Annotated in this window: 27 protein-coding genes; 13 read left to right on the top strand and 14 right to left on the bottom strand. The window is 30.9% G+C overall.

The features are described from left to right. Window positions 1-2 precede the first annotated feature (2 nt). Complete coding sequence (locus UEQ13_RS04240; protein WP_329805132.1) at window positions 3-1,352, top strand: DEAD/DEAH box helicase; 1,350 nt, start codon at window positions 3-5, stop codon at window positions 1,350-1,352. Window positions 1,353-1,401: 49 nt separating this feature from the next. Here the strand turns inward: UEQ13_RS04240 and coaD are convergent, their stop codons facing one another. After that, a complete protein-coding gene (coaD, locus tag UEQ13_RS04235) occupies window positions 1,402-1,860 on the bottom strand; it encodes a pantetheine-phosphate adenylyltransferase (protein WP_166125201.1) in 459 nt (152 codons plus the stop codon). A gap of 63 nt (window positions 1,861-1,923) precedes the next feature. Further along, window positions 1,924-2,910, bottom strand: coding sequence for a D-alanine--D-alanine ligase (locus UEQ13_RS04230; protein WP_329805131.1), 987 nt, complete (start codon window positions 2,908-2,910; stop codon window positions 1,924-1,926). Between the two features lie 79 nt (window positions 2,911-2,989). On the opposite strand from UEQ13_RS04230, the gene UEQ13_RS04225 reads away from it, so the two are divergent. Both UEQ13_RS04225 and UEQ13_RS04220 read left to right on the top strand, forming a co-directional pair. Beyond that, window positions 2,990-3,610, top strand: coding sequence for a PASTA domain-containing protein (locus UEQ13_RS04225; RefSeq protein ID WP_329805130.1), 621 nt, complete (start codon window positions 2,990-2,992; stop codon window positions 3,608-3,610). After that, window positions 3,610-4,653, top strand: coding sequence for an RluA family pseudouridine synthase (locus tag UEQ13_RS04220; RefSeq protein WP_329805129.1), 1,044 nt, complete (start codon window positions 3,610-3,612; stop codon window positions 4,651-4,653). Before UEQ13_RS04225 ends, UEQ13_RS04220 begins: the two co-directional genes overlap by 1 nt. A gap of 65 nt (window positions 4,654-4,718) precedes the next feature. Here UEQ13_RS04220 and UEQ13_RS04215 read toward each other — a convergent pair whose 3' ends face one another. From UEQ13_RS04215 to UEQ13_RS04195, 5 genes are all read right to left on the bottom strand, one after another. After that, window positions 4,719-5,315: a YkgJ family cysteine cluster protein gene (locus UEQ13_RS04215; protein WP_329805128.1), complete on the bottom strand. Its 597-nt coding sequence runs from the start codon at window positions 5,313-5,315 to the stop codon at window positions 4,719-4,721. Between the two features lie 178 nt (window positions 5,316-5,493). Then, complete coding sequence (locus UEQ13_RS04210; protein WP_329805127.1) at window positions 5,494-6,102, bottom strand: YkgJ family cysteine cluster protein; 609 nt, start codon at window positions 6,100-6,102, stop codon at window positions 5,494-5,496. A 122-nt stretch (window positions 6,103-6,224) separates the two neighbouring features. Next, window positions 6,225-7,364, bottom strand: coding sequence for an endonuclease (locus UEQ13_RS04205; RefSeq protein ID WP_329805126.1), 1,140 nt, complete (start codon window positions 7,362-7,364; stop codon window positions 6,225-6,227). Window positions 7,365-7,376: 12 nt separating this feature from the next. Continuing rightward, window positions 7,377-8,594: an RsmB/NOP family class I SAM-dependent RNA methyltransferase gene (locus tag UEQ13_RS04200; protein WP_329805125.1), complete on the bottom strand. Its 1,218-nt coding sequence runs from the start codon at window positions 8,592-8,594 to the stop codon at window positions 7,377-7,379. Between the two features lie 119 nt (window positions 8,595-8,713). After that, a complete protein-coding gene (locus tag UEQ13_RS04195) occupies window positions 8,714-9,856 on the bottom strand; it encodes a hypothetical protein (protein ID WP_329805124.1) in 1,143 nt (380 codons plus the stop codon). Between the two features lie 118 nt (window positions 9,857-9,974). Here UEQ13_RS04195 and UEQ13_RS04190 point away from each other — a divergent pair, with 118 nt between their 5' ends. Continuing rightward, window positions 9,975-10,997, top strand: coding sequence for a WD40/YVTN/BNR-like repeat-containing protein (locus tag UEQ13_RS04190; RefSeq protein WP_329805123.1), 1,023 nt, complete (start codon window positions 9,975-9,977; stop codon window positions 10,995-10,997). A 55-nt stretch (window positions 10,998-11,052) separates the two neighbouring features. Here UEQ13_RS04190 and UEQ13_RS04185 read toward each other — a convergent pair whose 3' ends face one another. The 3 genes from UEQ13_RS04185 to UEQ13_RS04175 are packed head-to-tail and all read right to left on the bottom strand — an operon-like array spanning window position 11,053 to window position 12,739. Then, window positions 11,053-11,664 (bottom strand): hypothetical protein, encoded by a 612-nt coding sequence (locus UEQ13_RS04185; RefSeq protein ID WP_329805122.1) that lies wholly within the window; start codon window positions 11,662-11,664, stop codon window positions 11,053-11,055. Window positions 11,665-11,685: 21 nt separating this feature from the next. Beyond that, complete coding sequence (locus tag UEQ13_RS04180; RefSeq protein WP_329805121.1) at window positions 11,686-12,144, bottom strand: hypothetical protein; 459 nt, start codon at window positions 12,142-12,144, stop codon at window positions 11,686-11,688. 52 nt (window positions 12,145-12,196) lie between these two features. Next, entirely contained in the window at window positions 12,197-12,739 is a 543-nt protein-coding gene (locus tag UEQ13_RS04175; RefSeq protein WP_329805120.1) for an RNA polymerase sigma factor, read from the bottom strand. An 89-nt stretch (window positions 12,740-12,828) separates the two neighbouring features. Here UEQ13_RS04175 and UEQ13_RS04170 point away from each other — a divergent pair, with 89 nt between their 5' ends. Both UEQ13_RS04170 and UEQ13_RS04165 read left to right on the top strand, forming a co-directional pair. Further along, window positions 12,829-13,479 (top strand): HAD family hydrolase, encoded by a 651-nt coding sequence (locus tag UEQ13_RS04170; RefSeq protein WP_329805119.1) that lies wholly within the window; start codon window positions 12,829-12,831, stop codon window positions 13,477-13,479. Window positions 13,480-13,561: 82 nt separating this feature from the next. Beyond that, on the top strand, window positions 13,562-13,981 hold the full coding sequence (locus UEQ13_RS04165; protein ID WP_329805118.1) for an endonuclease domain-containing protein: 420 nt from the start codon (window positions 13,562-13,564) through the stop codon (window positions 13,979-13,981). A 72-nt stretch (window positions 13,982-14,053) separates the two neighbouring features. Here UEQ13_RS04165 and UEQ13_RS04160 read toward each other — a convergent pair whose 3' ends face one another. Both UEQ13_RS04160 and UEQ13_RS04155 read right to left on the bottom strand, forming a co-directional pair. Continuing rightward, window positions 14,054-15,343: a cryptochrome/photolyase family protein gene (locus UEQ13_RS04160; protein WP_329805117.1), complete on the bottom strand. Its 1,290-nt coding sequence runs from the start codon at window positions 15,341-15,343 to the stop codon at window positions 14,054-14,056. A 1-nt stretch (window position 15,344) separates the two neighbouring features. Then, window positions 15,345-15,809, bottom strand: a complete 465-nt coding sequence (locus UEQ13_RS04155; protein ID WP_329805116.1) for an SRPBCC family protein — start codon at window positions 15,807-15,809, stop codon at window positions 15,345-15,347. A gap of 143 nt (window positions 15,810-15,952) precedes the next feature. On the opposite strand from UEQ13_RS04155, the gene UEQ13_RS04150 reads away from it, so the two are divergent. Continuing rightward, on the top strand, window positions 15,953-16,798 hold the full coding sequence (locus tag UEQ13_RS04150; RefSeq protein ID WP_329805115.1) for a DUF2911 domain-containing protein: 846 nt from the start codon (window positions 15,953-15,955) through the stop codon (window positions 16,796-16,798). Window positions 16,799-16,916: 118 nt separating this feature from the next. On the opposite strand, the gene UEQ13_RS04145 is transcribed toward UEQ13_RS04150, so the two are convergent. Both UEQ13_RS04145 and UEQ13_RS04140 read right to left on the bottom strand, forming a co-directional pair. Further along, window positions 16,917-18,038 (bottom strand): cysteine desulfurase family protein, encoded by a 1,122-nt coding sequence (locus tag UEQ13_RS04145; protein WP_329805114.1) that lies wholly within the window; start codon window positions 18,036-18,038, stop codon window positions 16,917-16,919. A gap of 5 nt (window positions 18,039-18,043) precedes the next feature. Continuing rightward, the gene (locus tag UEQ13_RS04140) at window positions 18,044-18,589 is read right to left on the bottom strand and encodes a Smr/MutS family protein (RefSeq protein WP_329805113.1); all 546 of its coding nucleotides are present in this window, start codon (window positions 18,587-18,589) and stop codon (window positions 18,044-18,046) included. Window positions 18,590-18,822: 233 nt separating this feature from the next. On the opposite strand from UEQ13_RS04140, the gene UEQ13_RS04135 reads away from it, so the two are divergent. The 6 genes from UEQ13_RS04135 to trpB all read left to right on the top strand — a co-directional run bounded on the left by UEQ13_RS04135 (window position 18,823) and on the right by trpB (window position 24,646). Further along, the gene (locus UEQ13_RS04135; RefSeq protein WP_329805112.1) at window positions 18,823-20,220 is read left to right on the top strand and encodes an anthranilate synthase component I family protein; all 1,398 of its coding nucleotides are present in this window, start codon (window positions 18,823-18,825) and stop codon (window positions 20,218-20,220) included. A gap of 53 nt (window positions 20,221-20,273) precedes the next feature. Further along, window positions 20,274-20,837, top strand: coding sequence for an anthranilate synthase component II (locus UEQ13_RS04130; protein WP_329805111.1), 564 nt, complete (start codon window positions 20,274-20,276; stop codon window positions 20,835-20,837). 54 nt (window positions 20,838-20,891) lie between these two features. After that, window positions 20,892-21,884: an anthranilate phosphoribosyltransferase gene (gene trpD / locus UEQ13_RS04125; protein ID WP_329805110.1), complete on the top strand. Its 993-nt coding sequence runs from the start codon at window positions 20,892-20,894 to the stop codon at window positions 21,882-21,884. Beyond that, window positions 21,884-22,663, top strand: a complete 780-nt coding sequence (trpC, locus tag UEQ13_RS04120; protein ID WP_329805109.1) for an indole-3-glycerol phosphate synthase TrpC — start codon at window positions 21,884-21,886, stop codon at window positions 22,661-22,663. The genes trpD and trpC overlap by 1 nt, the downstream gene beginning before the upstream one ends. 161 nt (window positions 22,664-22,824) lie before the next feature. Beyond that, window positions 22,825-23,475, top strand: a complete 651-nt coding sequence (locus UEQ13_RS04115) for a phosphoribosylanthranilate isomerase (protein WP_329805108.1) — start codon at window positions 22,825-22,827, stop codon at window positions 23,473-23,475. Next, the gene (gene trpB / locus UEQ13_RS04110) at window positions 23,462-24,646 is read left to right on the top strand and encodes a tryptophan synthase subunit beta (RefSeq protein ID WP_329805107.1); all 1,185 of its coding nucleotides are present in this window, start codon (window positions 23,462-23,464) and stop codon (window positions 24,644-24,646) included. Before UEQ13_RS04115 ends, trpB begins: the two co-directional genes overlap by 14 nt.

The following is a 24,646-nucleotide window of genomic DNA, read 5'->3' as shown; positions in this document are numbered from 1 at the left end:
CCATGAATAAAAATTTACATTCCAATAATATACTTTCGAATTTAGGTATCGAAAGTTTAAATAAAATGCAAGTTGCTGCAGAAACATCAATATTGATTGATTCTGACGTAGTATTGCTTTCGCCAACAGGTTCAGGAAAAACATTAGCTTTTTTATTACCCGTTTTTCAACTTTTAGAAGAAGACAATAATAAAGTACAGTGTTTAATTATTGTGCCTTCGCGTGAATTAGGTCTACAAATTGAACAAGTTTGGAAAAAAATGGCGACTACTTTTAAAGTCAATATTTGCTATGGCGGCCATTCTATCGAAACAGAAATAAAAAATTTAAGCAATCCACCAGCAGTTTTAATTGGAACTCCAGGAAGATTAGCTGATCATTTAGAAAGAGAAACGTTTGATCCAAAAAGCATTAAAACGTTAATCTTAGACGAATTTGATAAATCGTTACAATTAGGATTTCATGAAGAAATGCGATACATTATTGGAAAATTAACCAATTTAGAAAAACGTGTTTTAGTTTCTGCAACGGATGGAGTAGAAGTTCCAAAATATACGAGAATTGAAAAACCTAATGTTTTAAATTATATCGATAAGAAAAAGACTGAAACTAATTTAGATTTTAAATTAGTGATTTCTAAAGAGAAAGATAAGGTTAATTCATTATTTCATTTAATCTGCTCGTTGAAATCTCAGAATGCAATTATTTTCTGTAATCATCGTGAAGCGGTAGAAAGAATTAGCGATTATTTGAACGATAAAGGTATTTTCTCTGTTTTTTATCATGGTGGTTTAGAACAAGAAGAACGAGAACGCGCTTTAATTCAATTTAGAAACGGAAGTATTTCGTATTTAATCACAACCGATTTAGGGGCTCGTGGATTAGATATTCCAGAAATGAAAAATGTAATTCATTATCATTTACCTTCAAAAGTGGATGAATTTACACATAGAAATGGTCGTACCGCTCGTATGATGGCTTCTGGAACGGCTTATATTATCATTCACGAAAGTGAGAAAAAAGTCGATTATATCGATTATGATATGAAAAAAATTGACGTATCCAATTATAGTGTCATTCCGAAACCGCCAGAATATAAAACCATTTATATTAGTGGTGGAAAGAAAAACAAACTAAACAAAATTGATATTGTAGGTTTCTTTTCTCAAAAAGGAAAATTAGAAAAAGGTGATTTAGGTTTAATTGAAGTTAAAGATTTCGTATCGTTTGCAGCAGTAAAATATGCTAAAGTGGCGCCATTACTTCAAAATATTAAGGACGAAAAAATGAAAGGCAAAAAATATAAAATAGAAGTTGCCCGAGACGTTGTTAAAAACGCATTAGAAGATTAAATAAAATAAAAAACCTTCAAGAAGATAAACTTGAAGGTTTTTTTATGCTTTATATTTTGCAAACTACCGAATCTGGTACAAAAGGCGAAGCATCGCCACCATTTCTTAACACATCACGAACAATACTTGATGAAATATAAGACGTATTTGCTGCTGTTAATAAAAACACAGTTTCAATTTTAGACAAACGTCTGTTCGTATGTGCGATGGCTTTTTCGAATTCAAAATCGGCTGGATTTCGTAAACCACGTAAAATAAATTGTGCTTTTTCTTTTTTACATAAATCGATGGTTAAACCCGTGTAAGTGATTACTCGAACTTTTGGTTCGTCTTTAAATGTTTCTTCGATAAAACGTTTTCTATCTTCTAAAGCGAACATGTATTTCTTCTCGGCATTTACACCAATTGCGACAATTACTTCATCAAATAATGAAATACCGCGTTTAATAATATCGTAATGTCCGTTTGTAATAGGGTCAAACGAACCAGGGAATATTGCTTTTCTCATAATAAATATTTGATTCCGCTGGAATCTGAAATGATTGATTTTCTGTTTTTTATTCTCTATATTCTATTTTTTCCAAATTGGTTTTCTTTCCAAAGCCAATTTAATTTCGTTATCTAATAAATCCGAAAAGTTTAAATTCGCATACGCCGCTTGTTGCGGAAAAATACTTTGCGGACTCAATCCTGGATTGGTATTAATTTCAATAAAATGAGGAATATCGTTCATCACAATAAAATCGATACGAGAAAAACCTTGCATTCCTAAGGCTTCATAAATTTTTGCGGTAGATTCAAATACTTTATTTTCAACTTCTTTAGATAATCTAGCTGGAGTAATTTCGTTTGATTTTCCTAAATATTTGGCTTCGTAATCAAAAAAATCATTTTCTGAAATAATTTCTGTTGTTCCTAAAACTTTAGTAACTCCGTTTAATTTCATCACACCAACTGAAATCTCCGTTCCTTTTAACTGTGATTCTATTAAAATATCTTTGTCTTCCGCAAATGCAAATTCCAAGGCTTTATCTAATTCTGATAGTTCTTTTACCATTGAAACTCCTAAACTACTTCCAGATTGATTTGGTTTCACAAAAAATGGAAAACCTAATGTATCAGCAATTTTTTGACCATCAATTTGTTGTCCTTTCGATAAATAAATCGAATTTGCTTTCGGAATATCGAATTTTCCTAATACTGAAAGCGTATCACGTTTGCTAAAAGTAAGCGCACTTTGGTAAAATCCACAACCAGTATAAGGTAAATCAATCAATTCCCAATACGATTGTAAATGTCCATCTTCTCCTGGAGTTCCGTGAATGGTGTTTACGGCAACATCAAACTTAATGGTATTTCCATTGTTCTCAAATGAAAAATCAGCTCGATTAATTGGAAATTTTTTATCCTCTATTTTCACATACCAACCTTCATTTAAGATGTGTACTTCAAAAACTTGGTATTTATCTTTATTTAAGTTATTCAAAATAAGTTGTCCGCTTCTTAAAGAAATTACAGATTCGTCTGAATATCCGCCCATTACAACTGCTACGTTCATAAAAAAATATTTGTTTCGGTTTTATACAAAATTATCATAAAATGTTTTACTTTTCTTATATTTGCCAAAATATATTTCAATGAGTTTAAGAAAGTTTTTAACCAGTTTTGCCTTTTTCAAAAATTTATTTTTTGCATTAGTTATAGTTGTCGTGTTTTTAGTGGTGTTTGTGAAGTTTTTAGACTTCAGTACGAACCACGGAGAAGAAATTACAGTAGCTAATTTATCTAAAATGAAATTAGAAGTTGCAGAAGAAAAACTAGACGAAGAAGGATTAGAAGTCTTTTTATTAGACACTGTCGAATTTCGTCCAGAATTTCCACCTTATACAATTGTGGAACAAGATCCAATTGCTGGTTCTAAAGTGAAAGATGGTCGTAAAATTTACGTAAAATTAAATGCTGGTGGTTATGCTATGATAACTTTCCCAGATTTAAAAAACAAAACATTCCGCCAAGCCACAAATGCATTAAGAGCTTTAGGTTTAGTGGAAGGTGAATTAAAATATGTTCCAGATTTAGCAAAAGATATTGTTTTAGAAGTTTCTTATAATGGAAAACCTGTAAAAGCAGGAGATAAGTTAATGAAAAATTCTAAAATTGATTTTGTTTTAGGTGATGGAAAAGACATGTTTAATGATGCAGATTTAGATTCTTTAAACGTTGAAGAACAAAATATAGAAATTGATACTACGAAATAATGCAAGAATTTATAGATGAGAATGAAACGGCTGATGAAGATTTATATGAACACCATCGGTTTGAAATAGCAAAAGGACAACAAGCTACGCGTATTGATGTTTTTTTGATGAATAGCATTGAAAATACAACAAGAAGTAAAATACAAAAAGCGGCAGAATCAGGAAATATTTTCGTGAACGATGTGGCTGTAAAATCGAATTATAAAGTCAAACCAGACGATATAATCCGTGTGATGTTAGAACATCCACCGTATGAACATTTACTGAAAGGTGAAAATATTCCAATTGATATTGTTTATGAAGATGAACAAGTATTAGTAGTAAACAAACCTGCAGGAATGGTAGTACATCCTGGACATGGTAATTACTCTGGAACTTTAGTGAATGCTTTGGCATATCATTTTGATAATTTACCAATGAACAGTAGCGAAAGACCTGGATTAGTTCATAGAATTGATAAAGATACTTCTGGACTTTTAGTCGTTGCCAAAACAGAAGAAGCCATGTTGCATTTGACGAAACAATTTGCTGCAAAAACTTCAGAACGTGAATATTACGCAATTGTTTGGGGAAATATTGAAGAAGATGAAGGTACAATTGAAGGAAACATTGACCGTCATCCCATAAACAGAATGCAAATGCACGTTTTTCCAGAAGGCGAACAAGGAAAACCAGCGATTACTCATTTTAAAGTTTTGGAACGTTTTGGATATGTAACTGTAGTTTCTTGCCAATTAGAAACGGGAAGAACACACCAAATTCGTGTACACATGAAATATATTGGACATACTCTTTTTAATGATGAACGATATGGTGGTGATAAAATTTTAAAAGGAACAACTTTTACGAAGTACAAACAATTTATAGATAATTGCTTCAAAACCTTACCAAGACAAGCACTTCATGCGAGAACATTAGGTTTTGAACATCCTGTAACTGGAGAATTTTTACGTTTTACAAGTGAAATTCCTGAAGAAATAACGTCTTGTATTGAAAAATGGAGAAATTATAGTAAAGCGGTTCAGTTTGATGATGAAAATTAGAATGTAAAATGTTTTAAATATAGAAACCCTCCAAGAGTTCCAAACTCTTGGAGGGTTTTCATTTATTATTCAACCTCAGGAAAATCTCTATACGCGTAATATTGTAACACTTCTTCAATCGCTAATTGTAAAGCTTTATTAATATGTACATAAACATTTCCTAATCGAAAATCTATTTGAGATAAATTCATGTAATAATCTGTGAAAATTGGAACAGATAAACCGTTATTAATCGCTTCGTTGGTTTTGTTGTAATTATCGGTTTGTTGTTCTTTAATGATGGAACAAGTTGCCAATCGTAGTTGCGCAAATTTATCTTTAGTCGCACCATAACCAAATAATCTACAAACTAAACCTCTATATTTATAGGTATTGCAACTTCCGTTTTGTAAATCTAAATCGGAAATCGGATTGTAATTATAGCAAATAGGGTTGGAGTGATTGTTTAATTTTTCGAGAATGTTTTCTGCTTCACCCGTTTTAAACAAGTGAAAAGCCCACGGTAAAAATTCTAAAGGAGAAGCTTCCATAGTTGGATTCGTACAACACTTTCCGCAACCTGCGTTGCAAAATAAATGAGTTGTGGCGGTAAAGGTTTTTAATTCTTCTTCCAAGCGACTGAATAAAACTTCAATTTCTTGGACTTTACTTTCTATGGACATTCTTTTTTTGGCGAATTTACGTTTAAAATAAATTGCTCACAAATATTAAAAACGTCAATTCGAGTGTTTTTTGTGTAGAGTATCGCAACAGAAAATGTATCGAGAATCGTTTTTATTGATTTTTTTTATTTTCGAACAAAAACGATAAATAAGAATCACTAGAATTAACTAAAATTATCTAAGCAATATTTTTATATCCATTTGGTAATGGTCGGTACGCATAATATTGCAAAACTTCTTCAATTGCGTATTTCAAAGCTTTATTTATAGGTAAAATAATATTTCCTAAATGATGGTCAATTTGCGATAAATTCATGTAATAATCTGTAAAAATTGGAACGGGAAGTCCTTTGTTTATCGAGTCTGTTGAATTTTCGAAATTTTCGGCTTGTTCATTTTTAATTATTGAACAAGTCGCTAAACGCAATTGTCCGTATTTATCTTTTGTGGCACCATACCCAAATAATCTGCAAATTAATCCGCGATAAGGGTAATTACTACAACTACCGTTGACTTTATCTAACAAAGTTAATGGGTTATAAATAAGACAAATTGTGGAAGATTTTATTTCTAATTCGGCTAACACTTTTTCAGCATCACCATTTAAAAATATATGAAAAGCCCAAGGTAAAAATTCTAAAGGCGAAGCTTCTATGTCGAGTTTAGTACAGCATTTTCCACAACCTGCATTACAATGCAACTTGGTTTCAGATTGAAACGTGTTTATTTCAACATCTAACTGACTAAACAAGTTTTCAACAGCGGCAACCTTAATTTCAATGGACATTATTTTTTTACGAATGTACGCTTTAATACTGCCGAAACAGGTTTATATTCCGTTTATTTCAAAAATAAAAAATCCCTAACTACAAAGTAATTAGGGATTTGATATAAATATTAAAAACTAAATTAATTCACAATGATTTTTTTAGTTAAACTTCCGTTTTCTGCAGAAATTTGTAAGAAATAAAACCCTTGAGGTAAATTGTTTAATTTATAGGTGTTTTGATTGAAAATTGGATTTTCAATATCTTTAATTATTTGCCCATTGATATTTACTAAAGTTAATTTAGTGATACTTTCTGTTGTGAAAATTTCAACTTCATTAGTATTTGTTGGGTTAGGGTAGATGCTTACAGCGTTATCAGCTAAGAAAGATTCAGAAGATAGAGCTGCACATTGAGTAGGATATATTTGACATAAATATTCTGGATGATCAATGTATGGATTCCTGTTATTTTGTCTAGCATATATTGCGTTATTTCTTTCTATTTCTCTAGAACTAACAGGATCTTGCATGTGCCATTTTAATAGAATATTTATAAATGTATTTGAATAGACTTGATCAGAAGTACCATTAAACATAGAATACGTAAAACCAGTTACTTGAGTTTCATATCTTGTTCCAAAATACAGTAGCATTCTTGCAATATCGCCTTTAAATTCATTTATTGGTTCAAAAACAGTTCCAACATAACCTGCTGAATAACCTGAATTTAAATTACTTCCTCTTTTTGTACCATTTGTATAAGTATTTGTTGCAGTGCCTACAACCCCAAAAGGTAAATCTCCACGTTGTCCATTCACATATTTATCTGATGGAGCAACAAAATGAGCATCTGAATACATTGGAGTAGCAGAACTAAAAGCTGATTGTGGAATAGTATGTTCTCTATTATATTTATCACATTCTACCGTTCCTCCAGTTCCATTATCTTGATTAATACCGTAAGTGAATGCACATTCAGGACCTGTAGGGTTTTCAGTATACATATCTAACATCGTACCATCGTTTTCATAAAAAGAATCAACATCTGAAGTAGTATAAGTTACATATAAACCTGAATATCCTTGATCTGTAGAGATATGTTCAGAAGCTAAACCATCATTAATATTATCAATAATTTTTCTTAATTGAGTTTTTAATGCATAACCGCTTCCTGTAGCAGAAATATAATAATTAGTTGGTATTGTATTTACTGAATTTACAGACGGAGCCTGCCCAAAACTAAATTGAGCAACTAATAGTAATAGTAGATATTTTTTCATAATTTAGGGGTATTAATTATTTCGAGTTAATAAAGCCATATAAAAACCGTCATAGCCAGATTCATGCGCTAATACTTTTTTATCTTGTACAAAGGTAAAGTTTTTTCCGGTTTCTGTTGTTAAGAATTTTTTTACTTGTTCTTGATTTTCAGATGGTAAGACACTGCAAGTGGCATAAACTAGTTTTCCACCAGGTTTTACAATTGGTGCATAACTTTCTAAAACTTCAGCCTGAACTTTACGAATATTATCAATAAATTCTGGTTTTAGTTTCCATTTGGCATCTGGGTTTCTTTTCAAAACACCTAAACCACTACAAGGCGCATCAATCAGCACTCTATCGGCTTGACCGTGAAGTTTTTTAATGACTTTAGTTGTGTCAATAACACGGTATTCGATATTATGAATTCCGTTTCGTTTCGCACGAATTTTTAATTGTTTTAGTTTGCTTTCATACAAATCCATAGCAATAATTTGCCCTTTGTTTTGCATTAAACAAGCCATGTGAAGTGTTTTTCCACCAGCTCCAGCACAAGTATCCACAACGCGCATTCCTGGCTGAATGTCTAACATATGCGCTACCATTTGAGAAGAAGCGTCTTGTACTTCAAACATTCCGTTTTTAAAAATGTCTGTCATAAAAACATTCGCTCTTTCATCCAATACCAAAGCTTCTGGATAATTTTCTATTGCTTGCGTATGAATGTCTAATTTTAGTAATTCTAACTTTAATGCTTCTTTTGTAGTATTAAGAGTATTAGTACGTAAAATTACTTTTGCAGGTTCATTTTGTGCCTTAATTTCTTTAGACCAAACCGCTTCACCTAATTCTTTTACACCAATTTCATCCATCCAATCTGGAATAGATTCTTTGAATTTTCTGTCTTTTGATAATTCGTCAAATTTACCTTTGATTTTTCTAACTGGTGTACCTTCAAAGTATTTCCAATCAGGTAAAGTATAACCTTTCAATGTTGCCCAAACCGCGAACATTCTCCAAATACCATCTCTATCGAATGGTTCTTTTTTAATCTCAGCAATCTCTGCGTATAAACGTTTCCAACGTACAATATCGTAAATGGTTTCCGCTACGAACTTTCTATCGCTGCTTCCCCATCTTTTGTCTAATTTTAAGGCTCTCGCCACAACTTTATCAGCATATTCTCCTTCATTGAAGATCGCCATTAAAGCGTCTATTACTGCAAAACTAATGTTTCTGTGAAATCTCATGTATTTTAAAAATAAAAAATGCCTGCAAAGATAGTAATTTTATACTAGCAACAAGCGTTTATTGAATCAAATAATAGTTATTAAAAACAAAAAAGCCGACAATTAAGTCGGCTTTTAATTTATCTTCTTCCTCTTCCTGAACTTTCACTATTTCCTCTCGGTTGAGAATTTCCTCTTGGAGCTTCCATTCTTGGTTGAGAACCGCCACCTCTAGGAGATTCCATTCTCGGTTGAGAGTTTCCTCTTGGACTTGAAAAATCCCTTGGAGTATCATTTCCTCTTGGAGTAATTGTTCTGGGTTCCGATTCATTTCTAGGAGTTCCAACATTTGAATTTCCTCTCGGATTATTATTTCCTTTTGGAGTAATTGATCTCGGTTCCGATTCACTTCTAGGAGTTCCAACATTTGAATTTCCTCTAGGTTGTGATTCATTTCTTGGTGTTCCTACCACTGCATTTCCTCTCGGCGTTCCAGTGTTTGTATTTAAATTCCTTGTACCAGGAGTTCGTGTTTTAATTTCTCTATGGTTATCCATTTCATATCTGTTCGAATAACCACTATTTCTGTGAGAGAACGAACGATTTGGGTGATTTCTTTCGTAACCATTTCCTCTTCTGCCATAATAAGCATTGTAAGCCGAATGACATCTTCTGTACGAAACATAATTATAGGAATGTCCGAAATTGATATGAATGGAAATATTGTTTCTATATCTGAAAATAGGATAGGGCGACCAGTAAGAATAATAGGATGGATAATAATCCCAATACCAAGAAGAACAATATGGTCGATAATGATTTACCCAAAACGTGTTATAAATTACTGGAGTATGAACATAAATAGGCTCATATATATAGTCATTCCCATACATATAAACATCTCCAACTACTTGAATTTGAACTCGATTATTACTATCTTTTTCAATTTCAACTGTAGCAACATCTTGAAAAACATCTTTTTCTAAAACGGCTTGAATTACGACAATATGCGCTCTTCCTTCAACAGATTCTACAACACGTAAATAATCTACTTGATTATCATTGTTTAAATCTAAATTCGAAATTTGCGATTTTGGATCGTTTATTCTTCTTTCAAAATCTTCTAAATTGGAAGCATCTCCAAAAATAGAAGCAACTGCTTTTAAATCTAAATTGTCACTTATATCACTGTTGTTTGCAGTCACGGTAGTTTTATCCTGTGCAAATGTAGGAAGGGCTAGTAGTAGTGAGCCTATGACCGAAGTAAATAATCTTGTTTTCATAATATTTAGTATTAAGTTACTTTTCTTTCAATTGTAATTCCAATTATTGTGCCAAAGTTGATTTTATACATTTTGTAATATTCTAAATTATTGTACATTAGCCTAAAATATAGTGTTTATGAGAATTTTAGTTTTGCTTTCATCAATAGTTTTCATTTCGTGTAAATCAACTTTTAAGGTTACGGAGCGAAAAGATATCATTTTAGATTCAGTTTCAATAAGAGCAATTATGCCTATGGATGGTGGCGTTTGGTTTGGAGGAACAAATTCTAAAGCAGGTTTTGTGAGTTTTAATAACGATTCGGAAACTAAAATAGTAAAACTTCAAAAAGAGAAAACCGATTTTAGAAGTATTGGAGCAGATGGTTCCATTTATTTTTTAAATGCTGGAACGCCTGCGAATATGTATCAAATGAGTTTATTTAGACCTAACTACGTTCCAAGTTTAGTTTATTCCGAACAAGGTGAAAAAATTTTTTATGATAGTATGCACATATCTGGCGAATTAGGAGCAATTGTTGGTGATCCTACTGAAAACTGTTTGTCGATATTAATTAAAAGAAAATATAAAGACAAATGGCACAAAATTCCTTGTGACAGCTTACCCAAAACAGTTGAAGGGGAAGCCGCATTTGCAGCTAGTGATACGAATGTTAAAATCTTTGGCGATGAAATTTTTATAATTTCTGGAGGAAAAAAATCAAGGCTATTTAAAAGTGCAGATAAAGGTAAAACTTGGGAAGTATTTGATACACCAATTATTCAAGGGGAAGCTATGACTGGCGCATTTTCTATGGATTTTTTCAATGCCAAAAAAGGAATTATTGTTGGTGGAAATTATGAGAATCAAAAAGACAATTCATCAAATAAAGCGATCACTAAAAATGGTGGAAAAACTTGGAAGTTAGTTGCAGAAAACAAATCGTTTGGCTATGCGAGTTGTGTGCAATACGCACCTTCCAAAAACGGAAAACTTGTTTTTAGTTGTGGAACAAGCGGTGTTTTTTATTCGAATAATGGTGGGAAAAAATGGTTTAAGTTCTTAGAAGATTCTGATTATTACACCATGCGATTCTCTGCACAAGATGTATTAATTTTAGCAGGTAAAAACAAAGTAACCAAAATAAAAATAAGCCATTAATACAAAATCAATGGCTTAAATTGGGTTCAAAATAAAACTAACTTATAATCAGTTTTTATCGTCTTGGTGGAGGAGGATTTCCTCTGCGGTCTTTTAATTTTTCTAATAATTTTCTATGAAATTCTTGTTCTAATTGTTCTAATTTTAAAACCTTTTCTGCTGAAATGACTGGAATTAATTCGGCACGCATTTTCTTTTTTAAAGCCATTACTTCCGCTTCTTTTTCTTCTGCTTCTTCAATTTTTTTTAAAGCTTCTTCATCCGTTCCGTTTCGTTTTTGATGACGAAGTTTCATCTGTGCTTCTTTTAAATTCATTATTTTGCCATCGTACTTATTATAAATAGGCCAAAACTTTTCAGCTTCTTCAGAAGTCAAGGCTAATTTTTGTGAAATAAAAGCAATTTTTAAAGATTTAATTCTTTCTTTTCTATCTTGAAAAGCTTCTTTTCTTGCTTCTAATAATTGAGCTCTTTTTTCAATCATTTCTGCTTTTTTCTTATCAAAAGCAATGGATCTAACTTCAGGATTTAAATTTCTCTTCCCTTTTTTAACTTCAACTAATTGCGCTCTTCTTTTTTCTAATTCAGCCATTTTATTATCCGAATTGTCTTGAGCAAAATTACTAAAACTTAAAAGTAATGAAAATAGTATAATTATTTTTTTCATAATTTAATTTATATTATTTATTTAATTAATAGTTGTTAAATCATTATAAATCAATTCATTTTCTAATTCTGATATATCATTATTATCTAACATTGAACCTACTTCATAGATACCTAATTCTTCTGAATGTATTTCTAGATAACTCATTTCTGCCAACTCATTCTTTTTAGTTTCTACCGAATTATAAAACAATGGCGAAACTATAGTTAGCAATAAAATAGCAGCAATTCCACTTACTTTATACAACGTAGCTTTTAAACTAATTACTTTTGTTTTAGAATGATTTAGTTTACTTAATAATTCTACTTCATTCTTAGCAAAATAATTTTCAGGTACAATAAAACCACTCGTTTCAGGAAGCAAGTTTGCAGTTACTTCACCACTTATTTTTTCGAATAATTTATCTGAAAAAGTATCGAAATAATCAGTTGGAGTCGTAAATCCATTTTTAATTTTATTATTTTCTAAATTTGTTTTCATTTTTGCTGAATTTATTTCAGTTACCTATTAGACCATTTAATTCATAAAAGGTTTAATTCGTTTTTAAATATTCTTCAATTTTTTTTACCGCGTGGTGATAATTTGCTTTTAATCCGCCAACAGATATATCAAGAATTTCACTCATTTTTTCATATTTCATTTCTTCAAAATACTTCATTTTAAACACAAGTTGTTGTTTTTCAGGTAAAATTGCAATCGCTTTTTGTAATTTCAATTGAATTTCATTTCCTTCAAAATACACATCTGATTCTAAATTCATAATGGCTTTTTGTTGCACTTCTTCATTAGAAATCCCTTGTTTTTTGGCGCGTTGTTCAATAAAAGTCAACGATTCGTTTGTGGCAATTCTGTAAATCCAAGAAAACAATTTACTTTCTCCTTTAAAATTTTTAATATTCGAAAAAACTTTAATAAACGTATTTTGTAGCACATCATCAGCATCATCATGATTTAAAACAATATTTCTAATGTGAAAATACAAGGGTTTCTGAAATTGTTGTACCAATTGCTTAAACGCACTATTTTGCGTTTTCGGGTTAATTAAAGCTTCTATAAATAGTTTCTCTTCTTGCAAAATTACAACGGATTTTATTATTTGACTAAAGTTATACAAAAAGGTTTAATTACGAAGTAATTTTTTTAAATTCGCAAAAAATTTAAATCATGCTACAAACGGTTATTTTTGATATGGATGGTGTAATTGTGGATACTGAACCTGTTCATCATTATGCTTATTTTCAACATTTTAAAGAATTGAATATTGAAGTTACGGCAGAAATGTTTTCTACTTTTACAGGAAATTCTACTAAAAATGTTTTTCAAAAAATTAAAGATAATTTCGGAATCACTACAGATACAGAGACTTTAGTACAACGAAAAAGAACTATTTTTAATGAAGCTTTTGATACGAAAGAAGATTTATTTTTATTAGAAGGCGTAGAAGATTTAATTAAAATTTTACACCTTAGAGGTATTCAAATGGTTTTAGCTTCTTCCGCTTCTAAAGTAACGATTGAAAGAGTTTTTAATAGATTTAATTTGAATCAATATTTTTCTCATATTGTTTCTGGTGAAGATTTCCCACAATCGAAACCCAATCCAGCTATTTTTATTGAAGCCGTACGATTATCAAATACACCAAAAGAAAATTGCATTATCATTGAAGATAGTACGAACGGAATTAAAGCAGCACATGCTTCTGGAGTATTTTGCGTTGGATATAAAAGCGTAAATACAAAGAAACAAGACTATAGTTTAGCCAATATCGTAATTGACAGATTTGAAGAATTGGATATAGAGAATGTGTTGGGATAACTAAACACAAACTTACCTCGTTTCAATTCCCCTCCTTTGGAGGGGTGCCCGTAGGGTGGGGTGGTTAAAATGTTGTATAAATATGGCTGAAATTTTAACTTACATTCAAGATATTCCAATTCAAAGAAATTTTATTGAAGATTTGCCTTTCAATATAAAACTTAAAGAAAGGGCCAAAAAATTAAGAAAAGCTGGTAATTTTCCTGAAGTTGTATTTTGGAAACAAGTTCGAGCAAAAACATTTTGGAAAATTGATTTTGATAGACAAAGAATTATTGGTAATTATATTGTTGACTTCTATATTAAAACACTTGGATTAATAATTGAGATTGATGGTTCAAGTCATAATGATAAAGATATTTACGATGAAAAACGAGACTTGTATTTATGTTCTTTAGATTTAAGAATTTATAAAATTTCTAGTTTAAGAGTATTACATGATTTAGAAAATGTAATGAAAGAGTTAGAAAAATTTATAATTGAAAATTATGGTTTAAAATAAAACCACCCCGCCTTTCAGGCACCCCTCCAAAGGAGGGGAAGTATAGCGAAGAAAGATTGTCAAATATAATATTTACCCAACCGCTTCTTTATAAACTCGTAAACATTTTTCTCTGGCTTCTTTGTGATCTACAATTGGATTTGGATAATATGCTGTTTCTAATTCAGGAATCCATTTTTTGATGTATTTTAATTCTTTATCAAATTTTTTAATTTGTTCCGTTGGATTAAAAATTCTGAAATAAGGTGCTGCATCAACTCCAGAACCAGCAGCCCATTGCCAATTTCCGACATTACTAGCTTGTTCGTAATCTAATAATTTTGAAGCAAAATAGGTTTCGCCCCAACGCCAATCGATTAATAAATGTTTGCATAAAAAACTCGCAACCACCATTCTCACGCGATTATGCATGTGTCCAGTCGTATTTAATTCTCTCATTCCAGCATCTACCATTGGATAACCTGTTTTTCCTTCACACCATTTTTGAAATAAAACTTCATCATTCACCCATTTTATTTGATCATATTTGGGTTTGAAACTTTGCGTTTTAGTGTGTGGAAAATGCCATAGAATTTGCATGAAAAATTCTCTCCAAATTAATTCTTTTAAATAGGTTTCATTTTGAAATTTAACCGCATATTGTACTAATTTTCGAATACTTATTGTACCAAATCGTAAATGAATACCAATTAAAGAAGTTCCGTTTTTTAAAGCTGGGAAATTTCTTGTAGCTTCATATTCAGAAACTAATTTTTCTGAAATATTGTATTCTGGTAATGGAATAGTTGTTTTTTCGAAACCGATTTCATTCAATGATAAAAAAGGGTAGGCGTGTGGTGTAATTTTATCTAATAGTGTTTCAGAAGGATAATTAACTAATTTAGTTTCTTTTAATTTCGCTTTCCATTTATTAGAATAAGGTGTATAAACCACATAAGGCAAACCATCGTCTTTAGTAATTTCCGATTTCTCAAAAATTACTTGATCTTTACATGTTTTAAATTCAATTTTGTGTTTTTTGAATAAGTCATTTAATTCAACATCTCTTTTTCTAGCATAAGGTTCATAATCGTGATTGGTATAAACCGAAGTGATTTTATTTTCAGTAAGTAACTTTTCAAAAATATCAATCGGTTTTCCATAAAAAACTGCTAATGACTTATTAATTTTAGCTAATTCGTTATTTATTTTATCTAACTGATTGTGAATAAAAGAAACTCTTGCGTCATTATTTTCTAAATATTGCAATATGCTTTCATCAAAAATAAATATTGGCAAAACAGCTTCATTATCCTGCAAAGCGTGAAATAAAGCGGTATTATCTTCTAAACGTAAATCTCTTCTAAACCAAAAAACAGTCATCTTATTTAATTTCTCCAAAAAGTTCAATTAATTTTTTTCTTCTGTATTCAAATATCTCATTTAATTTTGGTTTCACAATAAATGGATGAACTAATTGTCCTAAAACTCCCATTGGAACTTTATAATCAATACTATCTTCCATTTCAACTCCACCAGGAATTTCCTTGATGAAATGCTTGTGATGCCATAAAGCATAAGGTCCAAAACGTTGTTCATCCACAAAGTATTCACCTTCAACAACATGAGTAATTTCAGTAACCCATTTAGTTTTAATCCCTAATACTGGCGTAACAATGTATTGTATTATTTGTCCAGCAAACATTGGTCGGTCTGCGCCACTTAAAATATCAAAACTCATATATTCTGGAGTAATTGTTTTTAAATTTCTTGGGCTAGATAAAAATTTCCAAGCTTTTTCTTTTGAAATTGGTAAATTTTGTTTCGATTCTAATCTGTATATTTTCATAATTTTATTTTAGTTTTAGAATTGCAAATATACGATTGTTTAATCTTTATTATAAAAAATTAAACAAAATAAATTATTTTATAATTTTATTAACTTTCTATAAATATTAATTACCTTAAATTAGCAAAAAAATATTTTTACTTATGAAAAAATTCATTGCTTTTAGTTTATTATTAATGACTGGAATTTCATCAGCACAAATTTCAATGCCACAAGCGAGTCCAATTTCAAAAGTTGATCAGACTGTTGGGTTAACAAAAATTGAAGTAGATTATCACAGACCAAGTGCAAAAGGAAGAGCCGTTTATGGAGAATTAGTTCCTTATGGGAAAAATTGGAGAACAGGAGCAAATGAAAATACAACAATAACTTTTTCTCAAGATGTAAAGATTGATGGAAAACCATTAGCTCAAGGAACATATGCTTTATATACTACTCCAAAAGCAGACGCCTGGGATATTATTTTTTATAAAGACATTCACAATTGGGGCTTACCAGAAGAGTGGAGTGAGGAGAAAATTGCCTTAAAAACTTCTGCAAAACCAGAAAGTTTAAACAGATTAGTGGAAACTTTTACCATTTCATTTAATAATGTGACAACTGAAGCGGCTAATTTAGAATTATCTTGGGAAAAAACTTTGGTTTCTGTTAAGATTGATGTCCCAACTCAAAAAATAGTTTTAAAAACGATTGAAGATGTCATGAATGGACCTTCAGCAAATGAATATTATACATCTTCTCAATACTATTATCAATCAAATACCGACTTAAACAAAGCTTTAATTTGGATTAATCAAGGTATTGCATTATCTGGTGAAAAAGTTCCATATTGGTACTATAGATTGAAATCGCTAATTCAGTTTAAATTAGGTGATAAAAAAGGTGCTATTGAAAGTGCAAAATTATCTTTAGCAGGAGCAACTGCTGATAAAAATGAAGATTATATCAAACAAAATAAAGATAGTATCGAATTGTGGTCTAAAAAATAATTCGTAACTTTATATATTAAAATAGGGCTGTCTAATTAATAGGAAAACCAACGGTTAAAAATTCTGGATTTACTTCAGAATAAGGTTTTCGAGACTTTTTAGACAGCCTCTTTTTTGTTTAAATTGTTTTCAAACTTTCAATAAAAACATCAATTTCTTCTTTAGTATTGAAATGACTAAACGAAATTCTTAACGAAGGTTTCTTAATATTATCTTCAGATAAAAACTCAGCTAAAACGTGCGACGGCTTTATGCTTCCACTTTGACAAGCACTTCCTCTAGAAACTGCAATTCCTTTCATATCTAAATTGAATAAAATCATAGCTGTTTTTTCTTCAGAAAATGGTAATAAAACATTTAGAATATTATAAAATGTATTTTCTCCATTTATAATAATTCCGTCAAAATTTGCTTGTAATTTCGAAATACAATATTCTTTTAATTCTGCAATATATTCTGTTTCTTCAACCAAATGTTCGTTAGATAAATCAAAAGCTTTTGACATTCCTGCAATTTGGTGAATTGCTTCCGTTCCGGCACGTAATCCTTTTTCTTGTTCACCACCAAATAACATAGGTTGCATAATTCTGTTTTTTCGAATAAAAGCAAAACCAATCCCTTTCGGACCGTGGAATTTATGCGCACTTGCTACTAAAAAATCTAAAGGCGTTTCTTGCAAATCAATCTTCACTTTTCCAATAGATTGCACCGTATCACAATGAAAAATTGCTTTGTATTTTTGACAAATAGCAGTAACTCTATTTAAATCTAAAACAGTTCCAATTTCATTATTCACGTGCATTAAAGTCACTAATGTTGGAATTTCATCATTCAATTTTCTTTCAAAATCAAATAAATCTAAATTTCCATTTGGAAAAACATTGATATACTCTACTTCAATTCCAAATTCTTTTTGCAGATTTAAAACGGTGTATAAAGTCGCGTGATGTTCAATTTTACTAGTTATAATTTTTTTAATTCCATTATTTTTAACCATTTCACGTAAAATCCAATTGGTTCCTTCTGTTGCATTTGCGGTAAAAATAATTTCTTGAGCAGAGCAATTTAAATGCTTAGCTATAGTTTTTCTTGATGTTTCTAAAATAGATTTCGAACTTCTTCCAAAACTATGCGTTGATGACGGATTTCCAAAATCGTGTTGCAAAACATCAACCATCGTATGAATAACTTCTGGGCGTAAAGGTGTGGTTGCGGCGTTATCTAAATATATATTTTTCATTTATTTTATTTTTGTTTGATGTAAACTTCCATAGCTCCAAGTCCATATTTTCCGTAGCTTGCTTCTTGTATCACAATGTTTTCGTAGCGTTTTAATAAATATTCTAATTCGCTTTTTAAAACTCCATCACCAACTCCGTGAATTAATACTACACGATTGTATCGCTTAGAAATAGCAAAATCCATAGCACGTTTGGCTTCTTCAAGTTGAATGTTCAGTTTATCGAAGTTTGTTAAATTCTGATTTCTTCCTGTAATTATTTTTTCCAAATGCAAATCGACTTCAAAAACCATTGGGTCTTTTTTACTCAATTTACTTAAAACAGAACCTTTCTTTTTTGGAATTTCTTTTTCGGCTAAAACCTGAGATAAATTGGCTCCAAAGTTTATTTTCGGCGCATCTGAAGCAATTTGAATCAGTTCTTTTTTATAATAAATTAATTCAAAACCATCAGTTGTTTCTACAATTACTCTGTTATCTGTCTCAAAACCAATTACTTTGCCTTCTAAATTATCATCTAGCACTTGTACAACATCTCCTATATTCATCATTTCTCGAATTTAAATCTGCATCAAAAATAAATAATTCAAATTTAATTTGGTAATTAAAATACAACTATATAAATTTGTACCCAATATGAAGAACAGAATTCAAAATACTTGGTGGTGGAATAACTTACAACTTACGTCGTGAGCAAATCCTCTATTGTATTAAATTATACATTTAAAAAAGGCTTGTCATTCACGACAAGCCTTTTTTTATTTTCTAAACTCAACAAAAAACAATGAAAACATATACTTTACATACCAATTCTAAAAAACTGCTAGCTGATACGTTTACGCCAGTTAGTGTTTATTTGAAAATTAGAGATAAATTCCCAAATAGTCTATTATTAGAAAGCTCTGACTATCATGCCAATGACAACAGTTTTTCTTTCATTTGTTTCAATCCAATTGCTAATTTCAGTATCGAAAACAATGTGATAACGAAACAATATCCGGATAATTCAATCGTAAAAACAGACATTCAAAACAAAAATGTAGTGGATGAATTAGCTCAATTTTCTCAGCAATTTATAACCGAATCGGAATCTTTTAAGTTTATCAATAATGGTCTTTTTGGTTATATTTCATATGATGCGATTCAATATTTCGAGAAAATAAATATTAAAGAAAAGTCTCCAGAAAACGAAATTCCATTAATACAATATGCTGTTTATCAAAATATTATTGCTATAAATCATTTTAATAACGAAGCGTATATTTTTTGTCATTCTTATGATGATGTAAACAATATCGCCGAAATTGAACAAGTATTACAAAACAAAAGTTTTGCTTCGTTTAGTTTTAAAAAGGAAAATGAAGTGGTTTCGAATTTAACAGATGAAGAATTTAAAAGAAACGTAACTTTAGCTAAGAAACATTGTTTGCGTGGCGATGTTTTTCAATTGGTGTTATCAAGACGCTTTTCGCAAGAGTTTAAAGGTGATGAATTTAATGTTTACAGAGCTTTAAGAAGTATAAACCCGTCGCCGTATTTGTTTTATTTCGATTATGGAAATTATAAAATTTTTGGATCATCGCCAGAAGCACAGATTATTATAAAAGAAAATGTAGCTGAGATTCATCCAATAGCTGGAACTTTTAAAAGAACTGGTAACGACGAAGAAGACGCACAATTAGCCAAAAAACTTACAGAAGATGCCAAAGAAAATAGCGAACACGTCATGTTAGTTGATTTAGCTAGAAACGATTTGAGTAGAAATTGTAACGAAGTAAAAGTCGAAAAATATAAAGAAGTTCAGTTTTTTTCTCACGTGATTCATTTGGTTTCAAAAGTGACTGGGAAATTGAAAAATTCTAATAATTTTATGAATTTAGTAGCCAATACATTTCCCGCTGGAACTTTAACTGGAGCGCCAAAAGTAAAAGCCATGGAGTTAATTGAAGAAATAGAACAAACGAACAGAAGTTTTTACGGAGGTGCAATTGGTTTTATGGATTTTAATGGAAATTTCAATCACGCAATTATGATTCGTTCCTTTTTAAGTAAAAATCATAAATTGTATTTTCAAGCTGGTGCCGGAATTGTAGAAAGTTCCACAGAAGAAAACGAAACACAAGAAGTATATAATAAGTTAAGTGCTTTGCAAAAAGCTTTAGATTTAGCTGAAACTATTTAATTCTCAATTAGCCAATTTGTCAATTTGTCAATTTGTCAATAAATAAAAAAAATATGAAAATAGCAGTTATAGATAATTACGATAGTTTTACATACAATTTAGTACACTATTTAGACGATTTAGGAGCAGAAGTGACTGTTTTTAGAAACGATGAATTTGAGCTAAAAGAATTAGAGCCTTTTGAAAAAATACTATTGTCGCCAGGACCAGGAATTCCTGATGAAGCAGGTTTACTAAAAGAGGTAATTAAAACCTATGCCAAAACAAAAAGTATTTTTGGAGTTTGTTTAGGTTTACAAGCAATTGGCGAAGTTTTCGGAGGAACACTTACTAATTTAGAAAAAGTATATCACGGCGTAGCTACAAAAGTTTCTAAAACAGAAGACGATTTCATTTTCAATAATTTACCTAATGAAATGGAAGTAGGACGCTATCATTCTTGGGTGATTTCCAACGAGAATTTTCCTCAAAATTTAATCATCACATCAACGGATGCAAACGGACAAATTATGTCAGTAAAACATAGTGTTTACGATGTTCGAGGTGTGCAATATCATCCAGAAAGTGTCTTAACGCCTCATGGAAAAAAAATCTTGGAAAATTGGCTTAGTCATTAAAGAGCCAAGTAAAAAGTAAAAAGAATCAAGTAGGACGATTTATACCTAAAGATCATGAAAAATATAATAAATAGATTAATAAACCACGAAATACTTTCCAAACAGGAAGCTAAATCGACATTAATAGAAATCTCTAACGGAAATTGTAATTCACATCAAATTGCAGCATTTTTAACGGTTTATATGATGCGAAATATTACTATTGAAGAACTTTCAGGTTTTCGCGAAGCTTTGCTAGAATTGTGTATTCCAGTTGATTTTTCAGCGTATGACACCATCGATTTATGCGGAACAGGTGGTGATGGAAAAGACACGTTTAATATTTCAACTTTGTCTTCTTTTATTGTTGCAGGAGCTGGTTACAAGGTTGCAAAACATGGGAATTATGGCGTTTCTTCCATTTCTGGATCGAGTAATGTGATGGAACAAATGGGCGTGAAATTTACAAATGATCAAGAAGTTTTAAGTAGATGTATAGAAGAAGCTAATATTGCGATTTTACATGCGCCTTTATTTCATCCAGCCATGAAAAATGTTGGACCAATTAGAAAGGAATTAGGTGTAAAAACGTTTTTTAACATGCTCGGTCCAATGGTGAATCCATCGTTTCCAAAGTTTCAAATGGTGGGAGTTTTTAGTTTAGAATTGGCCCGAATGTATGCCTATCTATATCAAAAAACAGTTACAAAATATGCTATTCTTCACGGATTAGAAGGTTTTGACGAAGTTTCATTAACTGATAAAGTAAAAATTATTACGAATACAACAGAAACCATCAATTCACCTGCTGATTTTCTTTTTGATACCATTCAATTGTCTGAAATTAAAGGTGGAGATACAGTTGAAGATTCAGCCAAAATATTTCATAAAATTTTAAATGGTGAGGGTTCAGATGCACAAAATAATGTGGTTTTAGTCAACTCAGCTTTAGCCATTCAAACGATTTCTGAATTAAGCTATGCTGATTCTTTAGAGAAAGCAAAAGAAAGTTTATTTAGTAAAATGGCACTTTTAAAATTAAATACACTTATAAAATTAAGCAACTAATGGATATTTTAGAAAAAATTATTGAAGACAAAAGGCGAGAAGTGGAATTGAAAAAATCAATCATTCCTGTTTCTCAATTAGAAAATTCGGTTTTATTTAATTCTAGAACCCATTCGTTAAGTAAATTATTGCAAAATTCTTCTTCTGGAATTATTGCGGAACACAAACGAAAATCGCCATCTAAGCAAACCATAAACTCTTCTTTTACAGTTGAAGAAGTTGTAAAAGGCTATCAAAATGCTGGTGTTTGTGGAATTTCAGTGTTGACAGATATGAAATATTTTGGTGGAAGTTTAGACGATTTATTGTTGGCGAGAGCTTCAGTAACCATTCCTTTATTGCGAAAAGAATTTATCATTGACGAATACCAATTAATTGAAGCCAAAGCACATGGAGCAGATGTAATTCTCTTAATAGCAGCCATTTTAACGCGTCAAGAAATTAAATATTTATCTGAATTTGCGCAATCTTTAGGTTTAGAAGTTTTGTTGGAAGTGCATAATGAAGAAGAATTGCAAAAAGCGATTATGCCAAGTTTAAATATGATTGGTGTAAATAACCGAGATTTAAAAACTTTTGAGGTGAGTTTATCGTATAGTAAAGAGTTAGCTAGTTTAATTCCGAATGAATTTGTAAAAATATCAGAAAGTGGTATTTCCAATGTTGAAGCGGTTAAAGAGTTACAACAATTTGGTTATCAAGGATTTTTAATTGGAGAAAACTTTATGAAAACGGATAACGCTGGTTTTGCTGTGAGTGAATTTATCAAACAGTTATAATAAAAGTAAAACGACCCAGATTAAAGAGATTATATAAATTTTTAGAAATTTCTCCAACCTGTGTTCAAAACGAAAATCTATGTTCACTTTTTTGAGCGAAGCGTCTATTATTTGAATTAAATTCTATGACCCTATGTGTTTCAAAAATTAAAATTAAAAAAATGAAAGTTAAACTAAAAATATGTGGCATGAAATTTCCAGAAAACATTCAGGAAATAGCTCTTTTGCAACCTGATTTTTTAGGCTTTATTTTCTATGAAAATTCGGCTAGAAATTATACAGAAAATTCAATTGTTTCGTTACCAGATTCTATAAAAAAAGTGGGGGTTTTTGTGAATGAAAGACAAGATAAAATCATTCAAATCATTCAAAAGCACCATTTAAATTACATTCAATTACATGGAAATGAAACTGAAAGTTATTGTTTAGAATTAATAAATCAACTTAATCACAATCAGTTAAATACAAAAATAATAAAGGCTTTTTCAGTTGATGATTCTTTTGATTTTCAACGCCTTACTAATTTCCAAATCGTTGATTATTTTTTATTCGATACGAAAGGAAAATTACCTGGCGGAAACGGAACGAAATTCAATTGGCAAATTTTAGACAACTATCATTTAGAAAAACCTTATTTCTTAAGTGGTGGCATTGGAATAGAAGACATTTCAACTATTGCAGCATTTTTAAAAACACCAGCTTCAAAATATTGTTTTGCATTAGATGTAAACAGTCAATTTGAAGTAGAACCTGGATTAAAAAACAAAGAACAATTACAACAATTTAAAACACAACTATATGAGTCAGTTTAAAGTTTCAGAAAAAGGATTTTACGGAAAATTTGGTGGTGCATTTATCCCAGAAATGTTATATCCAAATGTAGAAGAATTACGTACTCAATATCTATCAATCATTGCAGAACCAAGCTTTCAAGAAGAGTATATGTATTTGTTAGAGCAATATGTGGGTCGACCAACTCCTTTGTATTTTGCGAAGCGATTGTCGGAAAAATACAATACCAAAATCTACTTAAAAAGAGAAGATTTATGTCATACTGGTGCACATAAAGTCAACAATACTGTTGGTCAAATTATCTTAGCTAAACGTTTAGGGAAAACTCGAATTATAGCTGAAACAGGAGCAGGGCAACATGGTGTAGCAACCGCAACGGTTTGTGCTTTAATGGGTATGGAATGTATCGTTTATATGGGAGAAGTTGACATTGAACGTCAAGCACCAAATGTAGCACGAATGAAAATGCTTGGCGCAGAAGTTCGTCCGGCAACTTCAGGTTCAAAAACCTTAAAAGACGCTACAAATGAAGCCATTCGAGATTGGATCAACAACCCAACGGATACGTTTTATATCATTGGATCAGTAGTTGGGCCACATCCTTATCCAGACATGGTAGCGAAATTTCAAAGTATTATTTCAAAGGAAATTAAATCGCAATTATTAACGCAAGAAGGCACAGAATATCCAAATTATGTGATTGCTTGTGTTGGAGGTGGAAGTAATGCTGCTGGTGCTTTTTACGAATTTTTAGATGACAAACTAGTTGGTTTAATTGCTGTTGAAGCAGCTGGACATGGCGTAGATTCTGGAGAAAGTGCTGCGACATCTGTTTTAGGAAAAATTGGAATTATTCACGGAAGTCGCACTTTATTAATGCAAACAGAAGACGGACAAATTACTGAGCCTTATTCTATTTCTGCAGGTTTAGATTATCCAGGAGTTGGACCGCTTCATGCACATTTGAATGATACTGGTCGTGCCGAATTCATTGCTATTACAGATGAAGATGCCATGAATTCTGGATTAGAAATTTCTAAAATGGAAGGTATTATTCCAGCTATTGAAACCGCTCATGCTTTTGCTGTTTTAGATAAAAAACAATTCAAACCAACAGATATTGTGGTGATTAATTTATCTGGTCGTGGCGATAAAGATTTGAATACATACATTAATTATTTTAATTTCTAG

This window comes from Flavobacterium facile, from assembly GCF_036321945.1.
Classification (GTDB): Bacteria; Bacteroidota; Bacteroidia; order Flavobacteriales; family Flavobacteriaceae; genus Flavobacterium; species Flavobacterium facile.
This window is presented reverse-complemented; position numbering and strand designations above follow the sequence as displayed.